This is a genomic window from Alicyclobacillus shizuokensis NBRC 103103 (genome assembly GCF_001552255.1).
Taxonomy (GTDB): domain Bacteria; phylum Bacillota; class Bacilli; order Alicyclobacillales; family Alicyclobacillaceae; genus Alicyclobacillus_G; species Alicyclobacillus_G shizuokensis.
On the sequence record NZ_BCQV01000053.1, the window covers coordinates 1 to 17,219 of the forward strand.

General features: G+C 56.9%; 18 protein-coding genes and 1 pseudogene. 15 read left to right on the top strand and 4 right to left on the bottom strand.

The genetic code is table 11. The features are described from left to right. The 4 genes and pseudogenes from ASH01S_RS19060 to ASH01S_RS15655 form a co-directional block, all read left to right on the top strand. Positions 1 to 227 (top strand): annotated as a pseudogene (locus ASH01S_RS19060) (hypothetical protein); the annotation flags it as partial. After that, complete coding sequence (locus ASH01S_RS15645; RefSeq protein ID WP_083517260.1) at positions 175 to 825, top strand: MFS transporter; 651 nt, start codon at positions 175 to 177, stop codon at positions 823 to 825. The pseudogene ASH01S_RS19060 and the gene ASH01S_RS15645, both read left to right, overlap by 53 nt. After that, positions 825 to 1,256, top strand: coding sequence for an MFS transporter (locus ASH01S_RS18060; protein WP_245629117.1), 432 nt, complete (start codon positions 825 to 827; stop codon positions 1,254 to 1,256). The genes ASH01S_RS15645 and ASH01S_RS18060 overlap by 1 nt, the downstream gene beginning before the upstream one ends. A gap of 141 nt (positions 1,257 to 1,397) precedes the next feature. Further along, the gene (locus ASH01S_RS15655; protein ID WP_067929380.1) at positions 1,398 to 2,198 is read left to right on the top strand and encodes an IclR family transcriptional regulator; all 801 of its coding nucleotides are present in this window, start codon (positions 1,398 to 1,400) and stop codon (positions 2,196 to 2,198) included. Between the two features lie 16 nt (positions 2,199 to 2,214). On the opposite strand, the gene ASH01S_RS15660 is transcribed toward ASH01S_RS15655, so the two are convergent. After that, positions 2,215 to 3,141 (bottom strand): LysR family transcriptional regulator, encoded by a 927-nt coding sequence (locus tag ASH01S_RS15660; RefSeq protein ID WP_067929381.1) that lies wholly within the window; start codon positions 3,139 to 3,141, stop codon positions 2,215 to 2,217. 174 nt (positions 3,142 to 3,315) lie between these two features. Here ASH01S_RS15660 and ASH01S_RS15665 point away from each other — a divergent pair, with 174 nt between their 5' ends. The 7 genes from ASH01S_RS15665 (at position 3,316) to ASH01S_RS15695 (ending at position 10,546) form a co-directional block, all read left to right on the top strand. After that, complete coding sequence (locus ASH01S_RS15665; RefSeq protein WP_067929382.1) at positions 3,316 to 4,044, top strand: class II aldolase/adducin family protein; 729 nt, start codon at positions 3,316 to 3,318, stop codon at positions 4,042 to 4,044. A 38-nt stretch (positions 4,045 to 4,082) separates the two neighbouring features. Beyond that, the gene (locus ASH01S_RS15670) at positions 4,083 to 5,333 is read left to right on the top strand and encodes a Rieske 2Fe-2S domain-containing protein (protein WP_067929383.1); all 1,251 of its coding nucleotides are present in this window, start codon (positions 4,083 to 4,085) and stop codon (positions 5,331 to 5,333) included. Continuing rightward, the gene (locus ASH01S_RS15675) at positions 5,333 to 5,557 is read left to right on the top strand and encodes a hypothetical protein (RefSeq protein WP_067929384.1); all 225 of its coding nucleotides are present in this window, start codon (positions 5,333 to 5,335) and stop codon (positions 5,555 to 5,557) included. The genes ASH01S_RS15670 and ASH01S_RS15675 overlap by 1 nt, the downstream gene beginning before the upstream one ends. Before the next feature lie 424 nt (positions 5,558 to 5,981). Next, positions 5,982 to 7,160, top strand: a complete 1,179-nt coding sequence (locus ASH01S_RS15680) for an MFS transporter (RefSeq protein WP_169794261.1) — start codon at positions 5,982 to 5,984, stop codon at positions 7,158 to 7,160. 201 nt (positions 7,161 to 7,361) lie between these two features. Continuing rightward, entirely contained in the window at positions 7,362 to 8,354 is a 993-nt protein-coding gene (locus ASH01S_RS15685) for a substrate-binding domain-containing protein (RefSeq protein WP_067929386.1), read from the top strand. A 45-nt stretch (positions 8,355 to 8,399) separates the two neighbouring features. Beyond that, entirely contained in the window at positions 8,400 to 9,140 is a 741-nt protein-coding gene (locus ASH01S_RS15690) for a class II aldolase/adducin family protein (protein ID WP_067929387.1), read from the top strand. 131 nt (positions 9,141 to 9,271) lie between these two features. Further along, on the top strand, positions 9,272 to 10,546 hold the full coding sequence (locus ASH01S_RS15695; RefSeq protein ID WP_067929388.1) for an MFS transporter: 1,275 nt from the start codon (positions 9,272 to 9,274) through the stop codon (positions 10,544 to 10,546). Positions 10,547 to 10,711: 165 nt separating this feature from the next. On the opposite strand, the gene ASH01S_RS15700 is transcribed toward ASH01S_RS15695, so the two are convergent. Then, positions 10,712 to 11,653, bottom strand: coding sequence for a LysR family transcriptional regulator (locus ASH01S_RS15700; RefSeq protein ID WP_067929389.1), 942 nt, complete (start codon positions 11,651 to 11,653; stop codon positions 10,712 to 10,714). Positions 11,654 to 11,894: 241 nt separating this feature from the next. On the opposite strand from ASH01S_RS15700, the gene ASH01S_RS15705 reads away from it, so the two are divergent. From ASH01S_RS15705 to phtC, 4 genes are read left to right on the top strand one after another with little or no spacing between them, the layout of a single operon-like run. After that, the gene (locus ASH01S_RS15705; protein ID WP_067929390.1) at positions 11,895 to 13,076 is read left to right on the top strand and encodes a Gfo/Idh/MocA family protein; all 1,182 of its coding nucleotides are present in this window, start codon (positions 11,895 to 11,897) and stop codon (positions 13,074 to 13,076) included. Between the two features lie 38 nt (positions 13,077 to 13,114). After that, positions 13,115 to 14,365: an aromatic ring-hydroxylating dioxygenase subunit alpha gene (locus ASH01S_RS15710; protein ID WP_067929391.1), complete on the top strand. Its 1,251-nt coding sequence runs from the start codon at positions 13,115 to 13,117 to the stop codon at positions 14,363 to 14,365. Positions 14,366 to 14,378: 13 nt separating this feature from the next. Beyond that, positions 14,379 to 14,582 carry a hypothetical protein gene (locus ASH01S_RS15715; RefSeq protein WP_067929392.1) on the top strand — a complete coding sequence of 68 codons (204 nt, stop codon included), beginning with the start codon at positions 14,379 to 14,381 and terminating at the stop codon, positions 14,580 to 14,582. A gap of 6 nt (positions 14,583 to 14,588) precedes the next feature. Beyond that, complete coding sequence (gene phtC / locus ASH01S_RS15720) at positions 14,589 to 15,329, top strand: 3,4-dihydroxyphthalate decarboxylase (protein WP_067929393.1); 741 nt, start codon at positions 14,589 to 14,591, stop codon at positions 15,327 to 15,329. An 85-nt stretch (positions 15,330 to 15,414) separates the two neighbouring features. On the opposite strand, the gene ASH01S_RS15725 is transcribed toward phtC, so the two are convergent. Next, positions 15,415 to 16,086, bottom strand: coding sequence for a response regulator (locus ASH01S_RS15725; RefSeq protein WP_067929394.1), 672 nt, complete (start codon positions 16,084 to 16,086; stop codon positions 15,415 to 15,417). 189 nt (positions 16,087 to 16,275) lie between these two features. Continuing rightward, positions 16,276 to 17,079, bottom strand: a complete 804-nt coding sequence (locus tag ASH01S_RS15730; protein WP_083517266.1) for a Dam family site-specific DNA-(adenine-N6)-methyltransferase — start codon at positions 17,077 to 17,079, stop codon at positions 16,276 to 16,278. Between the last annotated feature and the right edge of the window lie 140 nt (positions 17,080 to 17,219).

Genomic DNA, 17,219 nt, shown 5'->3' on the forward strand with positions numbered 1-17,219 from the left:
GGGACTTGATGGTACGCGCACATACACGGCACTACGAGCTGCGCTTGACTTGGTTTGTTTTTTTGGTCTTGGGGTTCGTTTTTCTGGATCGTATTTCCATTACGTTCCTGTTGCCGATTGCGGCTCCTGAACTCCATCTGAACAACGCGGCCATTGGACAGATTATGATGGTGGATGACCCTTGCGTTCGACGCTTCTGCGTTGTGTTTTGGCGCGTTGTCGGATAGGTCAGGAAGGCGCAAAGCTTGGCTGGTGCCGTTTGTTTTGGCGACGTCTGTCTTCTCCGGATTGTCTGCCGTCGCCGCCTCTTTTACCTCTTTGCTGTTGATCCGCTTGCTCAACGGGGCGGGCGAAGGTCCAACGTATCCGCTCGGTGCGGCCATGTTGATGGCTGAATCCACACCCGAGCGCGTCGGGCGGAATCTTGGCTTTGCGCAAAGTGGCGTTGGACTTATCGGCTTGGCTTTGGGGCCGCTGTTGGTCACCCAGTTGGCGGTGCATACCAATTGGCGTTGGGCGTTTCTGTTGGCCAGTGTGCCGAGCTTTGTGCTCGCGTTCGTCTTGATACGGTGGACGCGGGAGGTGCGGTTTGCCAAGGCGTCTTCTACAGCCTGGGACTGGCGTGGCTATCAAGAGGCCCTCTCTTATCGCAACGTTTGGGTATGCGTTTTCATGTCCGTTTGTCTCATGGTGGCACTGTGGGTCATGAACATTTTTGCTCCCTTGTTTCTGAACCAGGTGGACCATTTGAGCGAGGCTCAGATGGGGTACGTCATGAGCATCATGGGGCTGGGCGCGTTTTCTGGGGCTTTCTCGTACCCCTGATTTCCGACTACTGGGGTAGGAAGCCGACCATGATTTTGTTTTCGTTTGTGGCCATATTGCCACCGCTGGTGATGCACTCGTTCCATGGCGATTGGGTCATGTTGGCTGTACTCGGCTTCTTCTTAAACGTGGTGCAGGGATTGTTCCCCTTATTCATGAACATCGTTCCCATGGAAACGGTTCCAGAGCGGTTAGCCGCGACCGCCAGCGCGCTGAGTATGAGTGTCGGCGAGATGATAGGGGCAGCAGCCACGCCTGCGGTCGCCGGGGCGTTGGCGGATGTCTACGGGCTGCCCATCGTAATGTGGATAGCGGCTGCAGGACCGTTCCTTGCCGCCTTAGTCGGGTTTGCCATGCGGGAATCGAATCTGCGCAAGGTGAAATCTCGCTTGCCGAATGGGGCCAACGTGCCCGCAGTGGAGAGCGAATGAAACGTCCGCGCCGGTGAGGGAATCAGGAAATCAGGTTGCGATTTGATGGTAAATTGCTAGGATGAATGTTAAACGGCCCTGTATGGCGTGCGCTTGCCAGAGCGTCATGGTCAGCGGCGGTCATGGACGATGGAGAAGGATATGCGCGAATTACAGATTCACTTGAACCGCTCGGTGGACAGGGCGATTGACATTCTCGACGCATTTACCACGCAGCACCCGGCGCTCACTTTGGACGAGGTCGCTACGGCCACGGGGCTGCCGAAGGCTACCGTCCATCGCATGTTATACACGATGGAGCGCCGGGGACTGGTTTCCTATGACTCTCAAACGGCCCGCTATCGCCTTGGTTTTAAGCTGTTGGAATACGGAGGCATTCTCACATCTACGCTTGATGTCTTGCAAGAGTGCGAGGAGTTGTTGGACAGTTTACAGCGTGACACTCGGCAATCGGTCGTGATGTCCATGCGTGACCATTGCGGCATGATCTACATCTATCGACGCGAGGTCACCGAAGGGCTTAAATACTCGTCGTTTGTCGGGCAGCGCCGACCGCTTCTGTATGGGGTCCTGGGCTGGGTGTTGGCCGCGTATTTGCCAGAGGAGCAATTGTGCCGCTGTTTTGAACAACTGTCGGACGAGAACCCATCCTTGCCGGAACCCGTGCGCCGAGGATTGAACCAAGTGAGCGATACCCAGTCACGATTGGCCCGGATCCGTTGTGAAGGCGTGTACTGGGAGATGGATGAAACCATACGGGGAGTTGCCGGCGTGGGGGCCCCCATTTTTGATGTCCACGGTCGCGTCAATTACGCGGTCGGGGTGCTCGGGCCGACCGTGCACTTGGCCGAGACGATAGCCGAGGTTCGCGGGCGAGTTGTGGAGACGGCACGCGCCATCTCCAGCCGCATGGGGTACGATGGAGAGGCGTTTGCCCATTAGGGTGCGTCAGGAACCATCAGCCCAGAGAGGTATCACTGCGCAGACAATGGATTAGCTGTTCTGCACTGGCGGTGATATGTCCATTGGTCTTGGTGACAATGATGTAGCTTTGGGTTGGCTGATATCCTTTGGGAAAACGGACCTCAGACAAGCGCCCATCCTGCAATTCCCGCTGAACTGCGATCAACTGCATGAACGCGATCCCGATTCCTTGCAGCACCATCTGCTTAATCGATTCGATGTCGTCCAGCCTCAAACGCACTCGATAATTTTCGAGCCCAATGTCCATTTCGTTTAATATCCGTTGGATGATCTTCCAATTGGTTGAACTCTCTGTCGTGGTGATCAATGGCGCGTCTTTAAACAGGGAACGGCTCACCACCTGGTGCTTACTGAGCCACTCGCAGCCGCTGGCAGCCACGAGGCACCAGGGTTCATTGCGTATCACGCTGGCTGTTAGACCCGGAGGGAGTTTGATCGACGGATCCCAAGTGACAAGTCCCAGGTCAACCACATTGTTGAGCACCTGTTCACAGATTGTTTCCGAGTTAGCATAATGGACATCTACCTGTACCTGCGGGAACTGTTTGCAGTATTGCGACAGGATTCCAGGCAGCAAATAGCGCCCAAACGGTCGGTTGCTTCCGACTGTGACCGTCTCGGGCGTCTTGGCGGACAGGGAATGAACAGCGGATTTCAATCGGCCATCAAGGCGTAACATGTTTTGGGCGTACTCATAGACAACTTTTCCCGCCTCACTGAGGAGCATCTGATTGCCATGGCGCACGAACAGTTTGGCGTTCAGATGGCGTTCGAGGGCCCTGACCTGCTGGCTGACAGCAGGTTGGGTCAAATTCAGGTGCTCAGCCGCGCGCGTGTATCCGCCATTTTCAACCACACAGCAAAACAGTTGAAGTTGGTTGAGCCTGAGGGGTTCGTCCAACTTGCACCCTCCTTTGCGTCGGAGAAGGTATTCGTAATTACTTATAAGATAGCAATGAAATAATTATTTGAAAATACAATCGACACAAGATAAGCTCGAACTGAGCTCATCGGCAGTTGATTTGTCGGACATCGTGGGCGGATGCAAACGATTGGTACGAGTGGAGGGCGATGCATGCAGGGGGCGCAGATTCAACAGGAGATTCAACAGTTGAAGGTGGACTTGGTCAAGGCAGTTCGCATGTTGGAACGGGCCCGAATTCTTGATATGAATGGCCATCTGAGTTCGCGAGCACCTGGTGACGACCGTTTCTACATCAACGCGCGGTCTGCCAGCCGCGCATCCCTCACAGTCCAGGATATCACGTGCTGCAACCTGGACGGGGATGCATTGGCCGGGGAAACGGAACCACCAAGTGAGGTGCATATTCACGCCGCAATTTATCGCAGGCGTCCTGAAGTCAATGCTGTAATCCACAGCCATCCGCATTGGCAGACTGTCTTGGGAATCGCCGGACAAACCATGCAGCCAGTATACTCGATTGGCGCGTTCGCAGGCAATTGCCCTGTGTTTGAAAAATCCAGTCTTGTCAACACCCCGGAGATGGCTGAAGAACTTGCGCAGGTCCTGGGAAACCGTTGCATGGTGGAAATCCGCCATCACGGGAATGTGCTGGTGGGCCCTGGCATACGTGAGGTGTTTGTAGCTTCCATTTATTTGGAGGAAAATGCCAAAAAGCAGTACCACGCTTCCTTGTTGAATCCCAACTTCCATGTCCTCTCGGGAGAAAATCTACAGCGAACGCGCGAAACGAACTGGACACCGAGTATTGTCCAGAAAGCCTGGCACTACCATGAGGAAAAGGCGAGGTTGGCCGGAATTTTCAACGATATGTGGGAATGAAACCGATATTCATGTAACCACGGAGGAGAGTCAAGGGTATGATCAGCGAAGAGCAAAATCGGACATTGACACAGGTGGGGCCTGGGACACCTATGGGAAACCTATTGAGGAGATACTGGATTCCCATCGCAGCCGAAGTCGAATTGGAACGCAGGTGGACCAAGAAGGTTCGGGTTCTAGGTGAAGACCTGGTTCTCTATCGTGATCGCAGCGGCAAGCTCGGCTTGATTGCAGAGAGGTGTCCGCATAGAGGCGCATCTTTGGCCTACGGTATACCAGAGGAAGGGGGAATCCGCTGCCCGTACCATGGGTGGTGTTTCAACCACAGGGGTGAATGCACAGAACAACCGAATGAGCCAGCGGATAGCCACTTTGCCACAAAGATTCATGTAAGCGGTTATCCGGTGCAGTGCTTGGGAGGGTTGATCTTTGCCTATATGGGTCCAGATCCAGCCCCTTTGCTTCCCCGTCTTGATGCGTTCGTGGTGAAGGATGCCATTCGTGTCGTCGGGCAGACCGTGCTGCCTGTGAATTTCATGCAAATTATGGAGAACTCTCTCGATCCCGTTCACACGGAATGGCTGCATGGCCACTATCACGAATTTTTGAATCAAGAGATGGGGAACCCTGTCCGGGTCGCCTTTAGCCGACATCATGTCAAGACGGCCTTTGACGTATTTGAGTATGGAATTGTCAAACGCAGGCTGTTAGAGGGGCAGAGTGAGGATTCGGATGATTGGCGCATAGGGCATCCCGTCATTTTCCCTTTTACATTGGCTGTCGGAAGTGGCGGTTTGGGGACATATGCCTTGCAGATGCGGATTCCCATCGATGATACACACACGTGGCATGTCTGGTACAACGCCTATGTCCCGGGTGAGGGTGTCGAGGTGCCCCCCTCTCTAAAGAAACTTTGCCTCTACGAGGTTCCGTGGAAAGACGAATCCGGCGAATTTATCACAGACTATATTGACGGTCAGGACATCATGACTTGGGTGACGCAGGGGTCGATTGCCGACAGGACGGATGAACACCTGGGGACAACCGACAAGGGGATTATTCTGCTTCGCAAGTTGTTCATGGAACAGATAAGAAGGGTAGAGGCGGGAGAAGACCCGCTGGGCACAATTCGTGATCCCTCGAAAAATGATTGTATTGTCCTGCCTCTCGAACGGAAGAAACATCATTTCAGCGAAGGTTTCGAGAGTGTCACGATGCGGTTCCAAACGCGATTTTGCCCGGTTGTGAGGGACCTGATTGAACTATTCGATAGCGTGGGAGTTCGATAATGAACCCAGACGCACAGAAGTCGAGTTTGAACGGGGCGCGACAGGGGGCTGGCGCGGCGGCCTGGTGCCCGGCGTGCGGCCGGCCGTTGACGGATAAACAAAGTCTGGTTGTCGAGTACTGGAGAGCCGACGAAGTCATCTATGACTGCTACTGCTCGAAATGTGAATGGAACGGGGAAATCGTTGTCGGTCCGCGCGTTGTCATCGCGGAGTACGCAGACTAGCAGAGGCAAAGACATCGCCATGCGCGGCCTTTGCGGGAACGCGCGCATGGATAGAGACTCCACCCGTCGTGACGCGATTTGTCGCTAATTTCTAGAATGTGGTTTTTACTGTGATAGAGAAACTATATAAGGCGCCGTTGTCAACGGTATCTACATCGTAAGATTACGCCTTTGCATCTCGGTCATGTCCGGTATTTGCGGGGGAACCGGGACGAGGGTTTGAAAGCGGATTCAGGCAAGGGCCAAGACGGCTCGTCAAAGGACGGTTGATTTCTATATGAGATTCTGAGCCATTCCGTAGGGGGGACATCCTGAAATGAATACAATGCCGGGTATACAGGTGGAGGGCGGCCAAATACGGGCTTTCACGAAGATCCGTTGGACACACATTATCCCTGCGCTCGTAGTGTTGCAGACCATCGGCATGGTAGACAAGATCAATGTGGGCATCGTTATGGCTTACAAACCTTTTCAGGTCGCCATGCATATGGTTGGACGGCATGAATTGGCCGGACTGCTGATGACGCTTTTCCTTGTGGCCTATGGTGTTGGGATGCCATTTTGGGGGTTTTTGAGTGATCGGTTTGGTCCTAGAAGGATTGCCATCTGTGCTTGTACCGTATGGGTTGTCATGTTGCTGCTGGGTGGAATTTGCTCCAGCCTCGGTGTCCTGTATCTGTCACGGATTGGTCTGGGATTCGCTGAGGCCGCAATTTGGCCTGTATGCAACAACCTAACCGCCCGCTGGTTCCCAGTGAAAGAACGCAGCCGGGCAAGCGCCATGTGGATATCGGGCATCAACTTGGGGGTAGCGCTGGCCGGTTTGATTGTGCCGGTTTTGCTGACTTCCCTGGGATGGCACTCTGTTTTCTTTGTTCTGGCTGTTGCGGGAATCGTGCCCATCGTTTTGTTGACCATTCTGGTCCGGGATGATCCGAAGAAATCTCGGGCGTCCGAACTGGAAATAGAGCACATTGAATCCGGCGTTTTGGAAGACACAGATGAGGTTCCTAATGCCCGTGAATTTGCTCGTGGAAATGTGTTCCGCAACTATCGGTTTTGGTTCCTCGCATTGGCCAACACGGCAACAGGGATGGGAATATTCGGGATTAATACTTGGTTGCCGTCCTATTTGACGGATGCTCGTCACATGAGTATGTCGGGGATGGGGAACTTTACTGCAGCCGCTTGGATTCTCGGTATCGGCATTTTGCTTTGGCTGAGTCGATGGTCTGATCGGTTGATCCGCAGGGCGCCGTTTGGAATTATCCTCTTTCTGGTTTATGCGCTTCTGATCTTTTTCTCAACACAGGTCCACAGTATAGCTTTGGTGCTGATTATGATTGGTTTGGCGATTTGGGTTCTGCAAGGGACGACCGTCGTGATCCATTCTCTGATTCACAGTTTCAGCAAGGAAACCCAGATGGGCGGGGCTGGCGGCATGATGTCAGGGGTGAGCAATTTCATCGGGGCTTTCGCCCCGTACATCATGGGTTGGTTACTGGAACTCAACAACAATTACTCGGCTTCTTTCGGTTTTCTGGCCGGGGTCGCGCTTCTCTCCGCGGCGGCGATGGCCGTCCTGACACCTCAAAAATATTGACGCAAATCATTCACGGACTTTTTCGACCACACTCTCGCGTGGGCGGAGAGGCATATAAGGAAAAGTTTATATTTGATTTAAAAACTTTAAATTTGTTAGTTTGATATCTTTTATCATAAGATTGTTACAAACCTGCCGTGAGCATGGCATGAGGCGGCGTGTTGATTAGGAAGCGATTTCAAACGCCAGGGGGGCCAACGTATGGGAACATTGTCTCTGAGTTTTGCGTGTTGGAACTACGACCGTATTGGCGCCCTGATTGACGGCACCGTACGTCCCAAAGGCATTGAACTCAATCATCTGAACATGGAGGTGGAGGAAATTTTTTGGCGCATGATGCGCCATCAGGAGTTCGACGTCGCGGAGCTGTCCCTGTCGTCCTTCCTGATTGCAGTCGATCGCGGATTCCCGAAATTCAAGGCTATTCCGGTCTTCATGTCCCGTTCCTTCCGGCATTCTTCCATCTATATTCACACGGGCGCAGGCATTCGGGAACCCGCCGACCTGCGCGGGAAACGCATCGGACTTCCAGAGTACCAGCTGACCGCCTGTCTCTGGGTGCGCGGAATTCTCGAACATGAGTACGGTGTCCGGCCAACTGATGTGCTGTGGTTCCAAGGTGGCGAAGAGAGGCCTGGCCGCATTGAGAAGGTTGCGGTGGATTTACCGAGCGACATCCGTATCCAGCCCATTCCGGAAGGCCGGACCTTGAACGAGATGCTGGAGACGGGTGAACTCGATGCACTGATCGCGCCGCGGGCCCCTTCATCGCTAGTGCGGGGATCATCGAACGTGGCCCGCCTTTTCCCGAATTATGTGGATGTGGAGATTGCGTACTTTCAGAAGACCGGCATCTTCCCCATCATGCATGTGGTTGTGATTCGAGAGGAGATCCTCGATCGGCACCCGTGGGTCGCCATGAACCTGTTTGAGGCGTTTGAAGCCGCCAAGCGCCAGGTGTATGAGGGATTTGCCCAGACGGCCGCGCTCAAGGTCACCCTGCCCTGGTTGACGTACGAGGTCGAGCGGACGAAGGCCATCATGGGAGAGGATTTCTGGCCTTACGGCCTGGAAGCTAACCGTACGACGTTGGAAGCCGCCATCTCCTATTCGTATGAGCAAGGTTTAATTCATCGCCGGATTGGTGTCGAGGAATTATTCGCGGCACCCACGCTGGAACGGTTCGTGATCTGAAGAGCAATGGCAAAAGCTACACATCGCGAAAGAGGAGGGGCACCGATGTCCAAGCGTATTCAGCAGGCGATGGCCGACCTGGTCTTGGCAAACCATATTCTCAGCAACGAAGGCGTCTTGGACGCGTTTGGCCATGTCAGTGTCCGCAACCCAGATAACCCGGACCACTTTTTCTTGTCGCGCTCGCTCTCCCCGCAATGGGTTCAGGAACAAGACATCATGGAGTTCGATTTCGACGGCGACGAGGTTAGCGCAACCGGATTCAGCCCTTACAAGGAGCGGATTTTGCATGCGAAGATCTATGCTGCGCGACCGGACGTGCAAGCGGTTTGCCACCACCATGCCGCATCACTCATCCCGTTCAGCACTACCGGCGTGGAGGTGCGGCCCATCTGCCACATCGGCGGCATGTTTTACGAAGGTGTCCCAGTCTATGACGACTACGACGTATCGGACGGCATGCTGATAGTCAATCCGCGGGAAGGGGAACGCATCGCGCGCACGCTCGGAAACAAACGGGGCATGCTGCTGCGGGGTCACGGCGCAATCGTAGTCGGCGAAGACATCCGCCGGACGGTGATGGCTTCCATCTACTTGGCGAAAAACGCGGAGATTCAGTATCGCGCCTTGCAACTGGGGACGCCGCGATACCTGTCTTACGAGGAAGGACGGGCGGCTGCGGAGACGATGTTCAGCGAGAACCCACTGGAGCGGGCGTGGACGTATTGGCGCCAGAGGGCATGGGCCGCGCGCGGTGAGGCGGACTCGTCCAGGGTTCCCGTGTAGGGGCACGCGTCCGGCTCGTGGAGGCAAGGTACGGGTATGAGCCGAGGTTGTCTTGATCTTCGGGAAAACGCTTACAAAATTCCGGGGGTATGACCAAGCGGTTGGAAAATCATGAAGGAGGGGATTGAACCGTGGCGCAAAATTCGCTGGCGTCGGTGGCGGATTCCAAGGTCACCGTCGCGACAGCCGTTCGATGGAAATTCGTGATGCCTACGCTGTTGGTGATCTGGATTGTGGGCATGGTCGACAAGATTGGCGTCGCCGTCATTGCCACGAACACGCAGTTTCTTCAAGAGATGAATTTGACCAATCACCCGTCCTTGGTGGGGCTTCTGGTCACCGTGATGCTGTTTGCCTACGGCATCGGGTTTCCCATATGGGGGCTGTTGGTGGACCGGATTGGCCCGAAGCAATGCACGGTTTACGGCCTCATGCTGTGGGCTTTAAGTACAGCGATGGCGGCGCTCGCCCAGAGCTACGCAGTGTTGTTGGTGTCCCGCATCGTGCTTGGGCTGGCGGAGGCTTATCTATGGCCGGCGTCCAACGCGCTCACCGCGCGCTGGTTTCCGCTTAGCGAACGCGGCCGGGCGAAGGCGATATGGATTAACGGCATCAACATCGGGCTGGCTATCTCCGGTTTTGTGGTTAACGGACTCATCGGTTCATTGGAGTGGCGGGGCGTATTCTGGTTCTTGACCATCTGTGCGGTCGTCATCTGCCTGCCCATGGCGGTGTCTTTCCTGAAGGATTGCCCGGACCACGACCACCGCGTGTCCGCCTCCGAAGTGGCGTATATCCAGCAGGAGCAACTGACCGAGAAGGAGCATGACGAACACGCGAAGGACATGAAGTCGTCCAGCTTCTGGCTGGCGGTTCTGGTCAACATCGCGAACGTGTTCGGGGTATTCGGGCTTGCCACCTGGTTCCCATCGTATCTCACCGGCGCCAAGCACTTTAGCCATGCGGCCACCAGCAACTACATCGCACTGGCGTTCGGGTTGTGCATGGTTATGACCACTTTGGTGGGAATGGTGACGGATAAAACGAGGCGCAAAGCGATTTGGGGCTCCTGTGGATTTCTGATTTCCATGTTCGTGTTGATTATCGTGCCGTTTGTGCAGGCGCCTATTTACGACGCCCTGCTGGTAGTGGTGGCTATACTCTGCATCCAGGGGATCACGACGCTCGTCAACCACGGCATCATGCACAGTTTTACAGTGACCGAACACATCGGGCGCGATAACGGAACCATGGTCGGCATTTCAAACCTGTTGGCGGCATTTGGTCCGACCATCATGGGGGCCTTGATTGGTTTCGGGGGATACAGCTTGGCGTTTGCGTTCCTGGCGGCCTGTTTCCTGGTCGGCACCGTAGGGCACGCAGTGCTCGTCCGTCAGGGGTATTGAACCGCCCACCGGAAAGGTGGCGCGCCGGCGAAGCCTGGCTACTGGCCGTATGGCGCTGCAACGGCGCATCGGCGAGAGGGCCAGAGCGCCGCCTGACGATCTGGGGAATCGGGCTGCCGCAATGGGATATCGCGAAACGAACGAAGAGCAGCCCCTCCCTCTTTTTCATTTCGGTTCCCCCAAATCCAAACTCCTTGGAAACCGCTCCAACAAAAACTCCACAAACCGCTGTACAATGGGCCGACTGCGGTTGTTGTCGAGGGTGACGATGACGCAGTTGAGCGGCGGGTGTCCATCGGGGAAGGGGAACTCCACCAACTGACTGTTCGCCAGCTCTTGCTGCACGGCGGTGTACGGCAGGAATGCGATGCCAAGTCCACGCTGTACGACGACCTTGATAGATTCGAGGTCTTCCATGCGCAGGCGAACCGTGTAGTCGCCCGCATGAATGCCAAGGCGGTTCAATATCTTTTGGATCAGTTTCCAGTGCGTGGAGTGGGATACGGCCGTGACCAACGGCGCGCGCTGGAACAACGCCTTGTCGATGCGCCGCGGTTCTGTCCAGGGCCGCTCCGCGCTCGAAACTAGGCACCAATGATCATGGCGCAGCCGGGTGGACTGCAGTCCGGGCGGAACCGGTACAGCTTCATCGCTTGTCACTACGCCGACATCGAGGATGCGGTTGAGCACCTGGTTGTAAATCGTCTCCGTGTCCTTGTACACGACGGAGACATCCACGTTCTCGAACGCTTGCACGTATTCGCAGACGACAAACGGGATGAAGTACCGCCCGAATGGCCGGGAGCTGCCGATGGACAAGGATCCATGGTCGGCGTGCATGAAATCGTCGACAGTGGATCTTAATTGGTCTTCGAGCGCCAGCAGGTTGCGGGCGAATTCGTAGGTGATTTGACCGGTTTCCGTCAGCACCAAGCGGTTGCCCCGACGCTCGAACAGCTGGGTGCCGAGGGCCGTCTGGAGGGATTTGACCTGCAGGCTTAGCGCCGGCTGCGTCATCATCAAATGTCTGGCCGTCTCCACGTAGCTGCCGTGTTCCACGACTGCGCAGAACAGTTCAAGTTGGTGCAGGCTGAGGTGTTCGGCCATTTTGCACCTCCACGAGGCAGTGTCGCCCGTCGTGAACCGGGACGCTGTGTTGTACCATCCTTCAAATGGCTGTGGATATAAAGAATTACTTATGATGAAATCATGAAATTTAAATTTGTGCAATACACAGAGTAGCCATAAGCTAGAGTCAAGAAAGGGCTTCCATGCACATGCGGATGCCGTGAGGGCAAACTGGGCCTCAATCGGAACAGGGGATTTTGGGTGTGAGGAGGTGTGGTGGATGAAGAATGTGATTCGCCTCGGCATCGCCGGATTGGGGACGGCCACGCGACAGATGCTTTCGGCCATCCTGCGGCACCCGGCCGTAGAACTCGCGGCTGGAGCGTCGGTGCGGGAGGAAGAGAGAACCGCCTTCCAGCGAGACTTCCAGGTGCCCGTGTACAACGACATCAGCGAGTTATGTGCGAGGAGCGACCTGGACGCCGTCTATATTTCCACACCGACGCACTTGCACAAGGACCATGTGTTGATTGCGCTGGAGCACGGCAAGCATGTGCTGGTGGAGAAACCCCTGGCCACCCATCTGGACGACGCCAGGGCCATGGTGTCGGCCGCCGCAGCGGCGAACCGTCAGGTGCTGGTGGGCCACTCCCACAGTTACGACCCGCCTGTGCAGGTGATGCGCGACATCATCGCCAGCGGCCGCCTTGGCGCGCTGCGGATGATGCATACCTGGTGCTATAACGACTGGCTGTACCGTCCCCGGCTCGACGAAGAACTGGACACCGCACACGGCGGTGGCGTGACCTTTCGCCAGGGTGCGCACCAGTTTGACATCCTCCGCTATCTTGGCGGCGGCCGCTTGCGGAGCGTCCGTGCGCAGGTTGGCCGCTGGGATCCGTCGCGCCCCACGGAGGGCGCCCACGTGGCGTTCCTTGAGTTCGAGGACGGCGTGGTGGCAACCGCAATTTACAACGGCTATGACCATTTTCACACGAGCGAGTTGACGTTTGGGATTGGCGAGTGGGGGCACCGGGTGTCGGCAGAAGCTTTCGGGGCGCGCCGCCGCCAGTTGCGGGACATCGACCGGACGGACGAGATCAACCTGAAGCGCAGTCAGGCCGGGTACCGTTCACGTGATACGTTGCCCAAGCCGGGAGCGCACCAGCCGTTTTTCGGGATCACGCTGGTCTCCTGCGAGCACGGCGACATTCGCCAGAGCCCGGACGGTCTGCTGGTCTATGGCGAGAACGGAATTGAGGAAATCGCGCTTCCGAAGGATGTCACGCCGCACGACCGGGTCGTGGAGGAGTTGGTCGGCGCGGTGTTGGCCACACAGACCCCGGTGCACACAGCGGCGTGGGGACTGGCCACGCTGGAGGTCTGTCTTGCGGTGCTTGAGTCCGCCAAGAGGCGCGAGGAGGTGGCGCTGCACCACCAAGTAGGTATTGGCGGGTTGTGAGGCCGCGTCGGGAAATAGCAGATGGGAGGAACGCAAGTATGTTGAGCAAAGAACGCAATGAACTCTTGACGCAGGTGGGGCCGGGCACTCCGATGGGAAACCTGTTCCGACGCTACTGGCTGCCCATCGCGGCAGCTTCGGAACTCAAGGACCAATGGACGAAGAAGGTGCGGCTGTTGGGTGAGGACCTGGTCCTCTACCGGGATCGGAGAGGAAAACTGGGGCTTATTGGCGATCGCTGCGCGCACCGGGGTGTTTCCATGACCTGCGGGATTCCGGAGCACAACGGGCTTCGCTGCCCATACCACGGCTGGTTGTACGACGGAGACGGCCGCTGCTTGGAACAGCCGAACGAGCCGGATACCAGCACGTTCAAGGACAAGGTGAAGATTCCGGGGTACAAGGTGCAGGAACTGGGCGGCCTGATTTTCGCTTACCTCGGGCCTGAGCCGGCGCCGCTTTTGCCTCGCTATGACCTGTTCGTGCGCAAAAACGTGGTTCGCACCATCGGCTACGCCGTGATTCCCTGCAACTGGCTGCAAATCATGGAGAATTCGCTCGACCCGACGCACCTCGAGTGGCTGCACGGGCGTTATTTCCAGTACGTGTTCGAACAGAACGGACGGCCGCAGGAGAGCTGGCCTATCAGCCGCCACCATCAGAAAATCGGCTTCGACGTATTCGAATACGGCATCATTAAGCGGCGTGTGCTGGAAGGACAAACCGAGGATTGCGAGGATTGGGTGGTGGGCCACCCGGTCGTCTTTCCGAACATGCTGCGGGTCGGCGACTACGGCGCGCACTCCTTTCAGATTCGTGTCCCGATGGACGACACGCACACCTACCATATCTGGTATACCTGCTTCGTGCCCAACGAGGGGGTGCAGGTACCCGAGGACTATCCCATCTCCCTCTATGAGGCACCGCTCAAGGACGAACGTGGGAACTTCGTCACGGACTACATTGACGGTCAAGACATGATGAGTTGGGTGACGCAGGGTGAAATTGCTGACCGGACCACGGAGCGTCTTGGCACGTCGGACAAAGGCATCATTCTCTACCGTCAATTGCTTCTGCAAGAGTTGGCCAAGGTGGAACGCGGGGAGGACCCGATGTGCGTCATCCGCGACGAGGCGAAGAACGATGTGATTGTCCTGCCGCAGGAGGAGAACAAGTATGGCGTGGGCGACCTGTTGTCCGGCATCGCGAAGGACTGGAACACACGGTACGCTCTGAACATCGACGAGATCATCCAGATTTGCAAGGGCCGCATGTCGCAAACGGTGTGAGGGGGCGCCGTTGTTGCAGGAAGAAGCCAAAGCAGCACTGGAGTTCGTTTGCTACTGCGCCCGCTGCGGAGCATCATTGGCGGATCCGCGCAACCTGGTGAACCTATATTCGGACACGGGGCGGTCCATCTGTTTCTGGTGGTGTCACGCGTGTGGCGCCAAAGGTGAGGCGGTCGAGGTCGACCGGGTCACCGCCCCACACATGGCGGAAGAGTGAAGGCGGATGAGCAGCGCACTGGAGCAGCCGCGGGAGGCCATCGCCACGGCGTGCAGGATTCTTGGTATGGAGGGGTTAGTCGATGAAATCCTCGGGCACGTCAGCCTGCGTATTCCTGGCACGGAGGAGATGTGGATCCGTTGCCGCGGCCCGCACGAAGCGGGCGTGGCGGACACACAGGCGGACGCAATCCAGCGCGTGACGTTCGACGGGGCGGGGGCGGAAGAAGGCTATTGCGTGCCGAATGAACTGCCGATTCATGCGGAGATCTATCGCGCGCGGCAGGAGGTGGGCTGCGTCATTCATGCGCACCCGCCTGCCGCTCTGGTGTGCGGCATCACGGAGTTGGATTGGAAGCCCATCTTCGGTGCTTATAACATCCCCGCCATGCGGATGGCTGTCGAAGGCATTCCCGTGTTTCCCCACGCCTACCTCATTTCACGTACGGAACTGGCGCTTCCGCTCGTCCAGACGATGGGGGATTGCCATATCTGCTTGATGAAGGGGCATGGCATCACGGTGACGGGGCGCACGCTGGAGGAAACCGTGGTACGCGCGTTGAACTTCCATGCGCTGGCCAAGGTCACGCTACAAGCCGCACAGACCGGCCGGACGGTGGCTTCCATCTCGGAAGAGGACCTGCGGGAGCTGCCGGACCTCGGGCGCACGTTCAACGAGGAGTGGGTGTGGCGGTTCTACGTACGCAAACTGGCGCATTGGGAAGGGGCGCCGCTGCAGGAAAACTAAGTTGCTGGCCGGGCAGGGCGAGAGCAGGTGGCGCTGGCGGCGATGGGCGGATGTGCGGCCATGCAATAGATAGAATGAAGGCGAGTCACCAGCGTGTCTCCAATTGTTCTTGTGGGTCCAATTGATACCCTTCCCGGACCGCATAGGCCGCGAGCTGGGCGCGGTTCTCCAGGCCCAGCTTTTTCAGCAGTCGCTGGATGTAATTGCCGACCGTGCTGACGCTGATGCCGAGCGCCTGGGCCAGCTGTTTGTTCGTGGCGCCCGTGGTCAACCAGCGCAAGATGTCCGTTTCGCGCGGCGTGAACTCGCCTTTCTCACCGTACTCCCGCAACAGACGCCGCACCACCAGCACCGTCACTTGACTCGGGACCACGTACTCACCCCGGTGTGCTTTTTGTATCCCTTCCACCAGCTCCGACGGGGGCGCGTTTTTCAGGATGTACCCGGCAGCCCCGGCCGAGATGGCCTTGACAAGCGTGTCCTCCCTCAGATCCGTGGCCAGCAGGAGCACGCGGACGGAAGGCTGGCTGCGCAAAAGTTCCCGGGTGGCCCGAAAGCCATCCATGTCCGGCAGGTTCATGTCCATCAAGACCACGTCCGGTTTAGCGGTTTGCGCCGCGGCTATCGCTTCCTCCCCGTTGGCGGCCTGGCCTGCCAACACAAGGCCCGGGGTGGACTGTAGGATGCAGGCCAGGCCGGCCCGCAGCAGTTCCAGTTCATCGGCAATCAGGACACGAATCACAGCTGTTTCCTCCATGGCAGTCTCCCCTTCCCATACCACCTCGAGGATACGGGGGTCTCTGCTGGTGCCGAAAGGCCGGGTTGGACCGTTTTCCGACGAGTCCAAAGGAGTCCCCCGGGGAACGGGGAGGGTGCGTTTGGACTAGTCAAGTCAGCAGGGCTTATGGAACGGGGGCTTGCAGGCTTTGTGTGCGGCAGGCGCTGCTCAGGTGCCAAACAGGGCCAAGACCTCCGTCACCGAACCGCGATTCGCGCCGTCACAACTGATCATCCGCTGGACATCAAAGCGTTCGATCTTGGCCGCCGCGTACGCCTGATTCGTGAAATCGGTCTCGTGGTTCGATATCAGAACGGGAATCCCTCTGTTGCCGAGCGCCGCGGCCAATTGCGCCAAATCCGCCTGGTCCTGCGGGCCGAAGCCACCTGCGGCATAATCGGTGAAACGAGCCGTCTTGGAAAGCGGGACGTAGGGGGGATCACAGTAGATGACATCGCCCGGTTGGGCCTGCCCCATGACGGTGCGAAAGTCGGCCAAGCAAAACCTGGCCCTTTGCGCCTTGTGGGCAAAATAGCGCATTTCTAGTTCGGGGAAATACGGCCGCTTGTAACGCCCAAACGGAACGTTGAACTTTCCATTGGAGTTGTACCGGCACAACCCGTTGTAACCGTGTCGGTTCAAGTAGATAAACAGCGCAGACTTCCGCCACAGGTCGTCGGTTTCGTTGAATTCGGTGCGCAACTCGTAGTACCTATCGGGCGCGTTGTTCTCGGGGGTGAACAATGGTTTGCAGTAGGAGATGAAGGAATCGCCATCCTGTTGGAGGATTTCATATACCCGTATCAGGTCCTGGTTGATGTCCGACAGGATGTACTCGTCGAAGTCGGTGTTAAGAAAGACGGCCCCAGATCCCACAAACGGCTCAATGAGGCGTTTGCCGTCAGGCAGGTGCTCCCGTATGCGTTGTACAATTCGATATTTTCCCCCTGCCCACTTCAAGAACGGCCTCATGGTGTGTCTCCTTTTCATCTCCACTGCGGGATAGCGTGCAAAGTGATGTCAAGCGGTTCGGTGAGGCGGGCCATCCGTAGGCACCACCGACCAGTCTATCACGCGGCATGCGGAAAGTTCCATCGGTTTGAGGGGGAGGT

Bases quoted from the DNA above. Each gene is read 5' to 3' on its own strand.
- ASH01S_RS15645 (WP_083517260.1), top strand. From the start codon at position 175: ATGACCCTTGCGTTCGACGCTTCTGCGTTGTGTTTTGGCGCGTTGTCG.
- ASH01S_RS15655 (WP_067929380.1), top strand. From the start codon at position 1,398: ATGCGCGAATTACAGATTCACTTGAACCGCTCGGTGGACAGGGCGATT.
- ASH01S_RS15665 (WP_067929382.1), top strand. From the start codon at position 3,316: ATGCAGGGGGCGCAGATTCAACAGGAGATTCAACAGTTGAAGGTGGAC.
- ASH01S_RS15670 (WP_067929383.1), top strand. From the start codon at position 4,083: ATGATCAGCGAAGAGCAAAATCGGACATTGACACAGGTGGGGCCTGGG.
- ASH01S_RS15675 (WP_067929384.1), top strand. From the start codon at position 5,333: ATGAACCCAGACGCACAGAAGTCGAGTTTGAACGGGGCGCGACAGGGG.
- ASH01S_RS15680 (WP_169794261.1), top strand. From the start codon at position 5,982: ATGGTAGACAAGATCAATGTGGGCATCGTTATGGCTTACAAACCTTTT.
- ASH01S_RS15685 (WP_067929386.1), top strand. From the start codon at position 7,362: ATGGGAACATTGTCTCTGAGTTTTGCGTGTTGGAACTACGACCGTATT.
- ASH01S_RS15690 (WP_067929387.1), top strand. From the start codon at position 8,400: ATGTCCAAGCGTATTCAGCAGGCGATGGCCGACCTGGTCTTGGCAAAC.
- ASH01S_RS15700 (WP_067929389.1), bottom strand. From the start codon at position 11,653: ATGGCCGAACACCTCAGCCTGCACCAACTTGAACTGTTCTGCGCAGTC.
- ASH01S_RS15705 (WP_067929390.1), top strand. From the start codon at position 11,895: ATGAAGAATGTGATTCGCCTCGGCATCGCCGGATTGGGGACGGCCACG.
- ASH01S_RS15710 (WP_067929391.1), top strand. From the start codon at position 13,115: ATGTTGAGCAAAGAACGCAATGAACTCTTGACGCAGGTGGGGCCGGGC.
- phtC (WP_067929393.1), top strand. From the start codon at position 14,589: ATGAGCAGCGCACTGGAGCAGCCGCGGGAGGCCATCGCCACGGCGTGC.
- ASH01S_RS15725 (WP_067929394.1), bottom strand. From the start codon at position 16,086: ATGGAGGAAACAGCTGTGATTCGTGTCCTGATTGCCGATGAACTGGAA.
- ASH01S_RS15730 (WP_083517266.1), bottom strand. From the start codon at position 17,079: ATGAGGCCGTTCTTGAAGTGGGCAGGGGGAAAATATCGAATTGTACAA.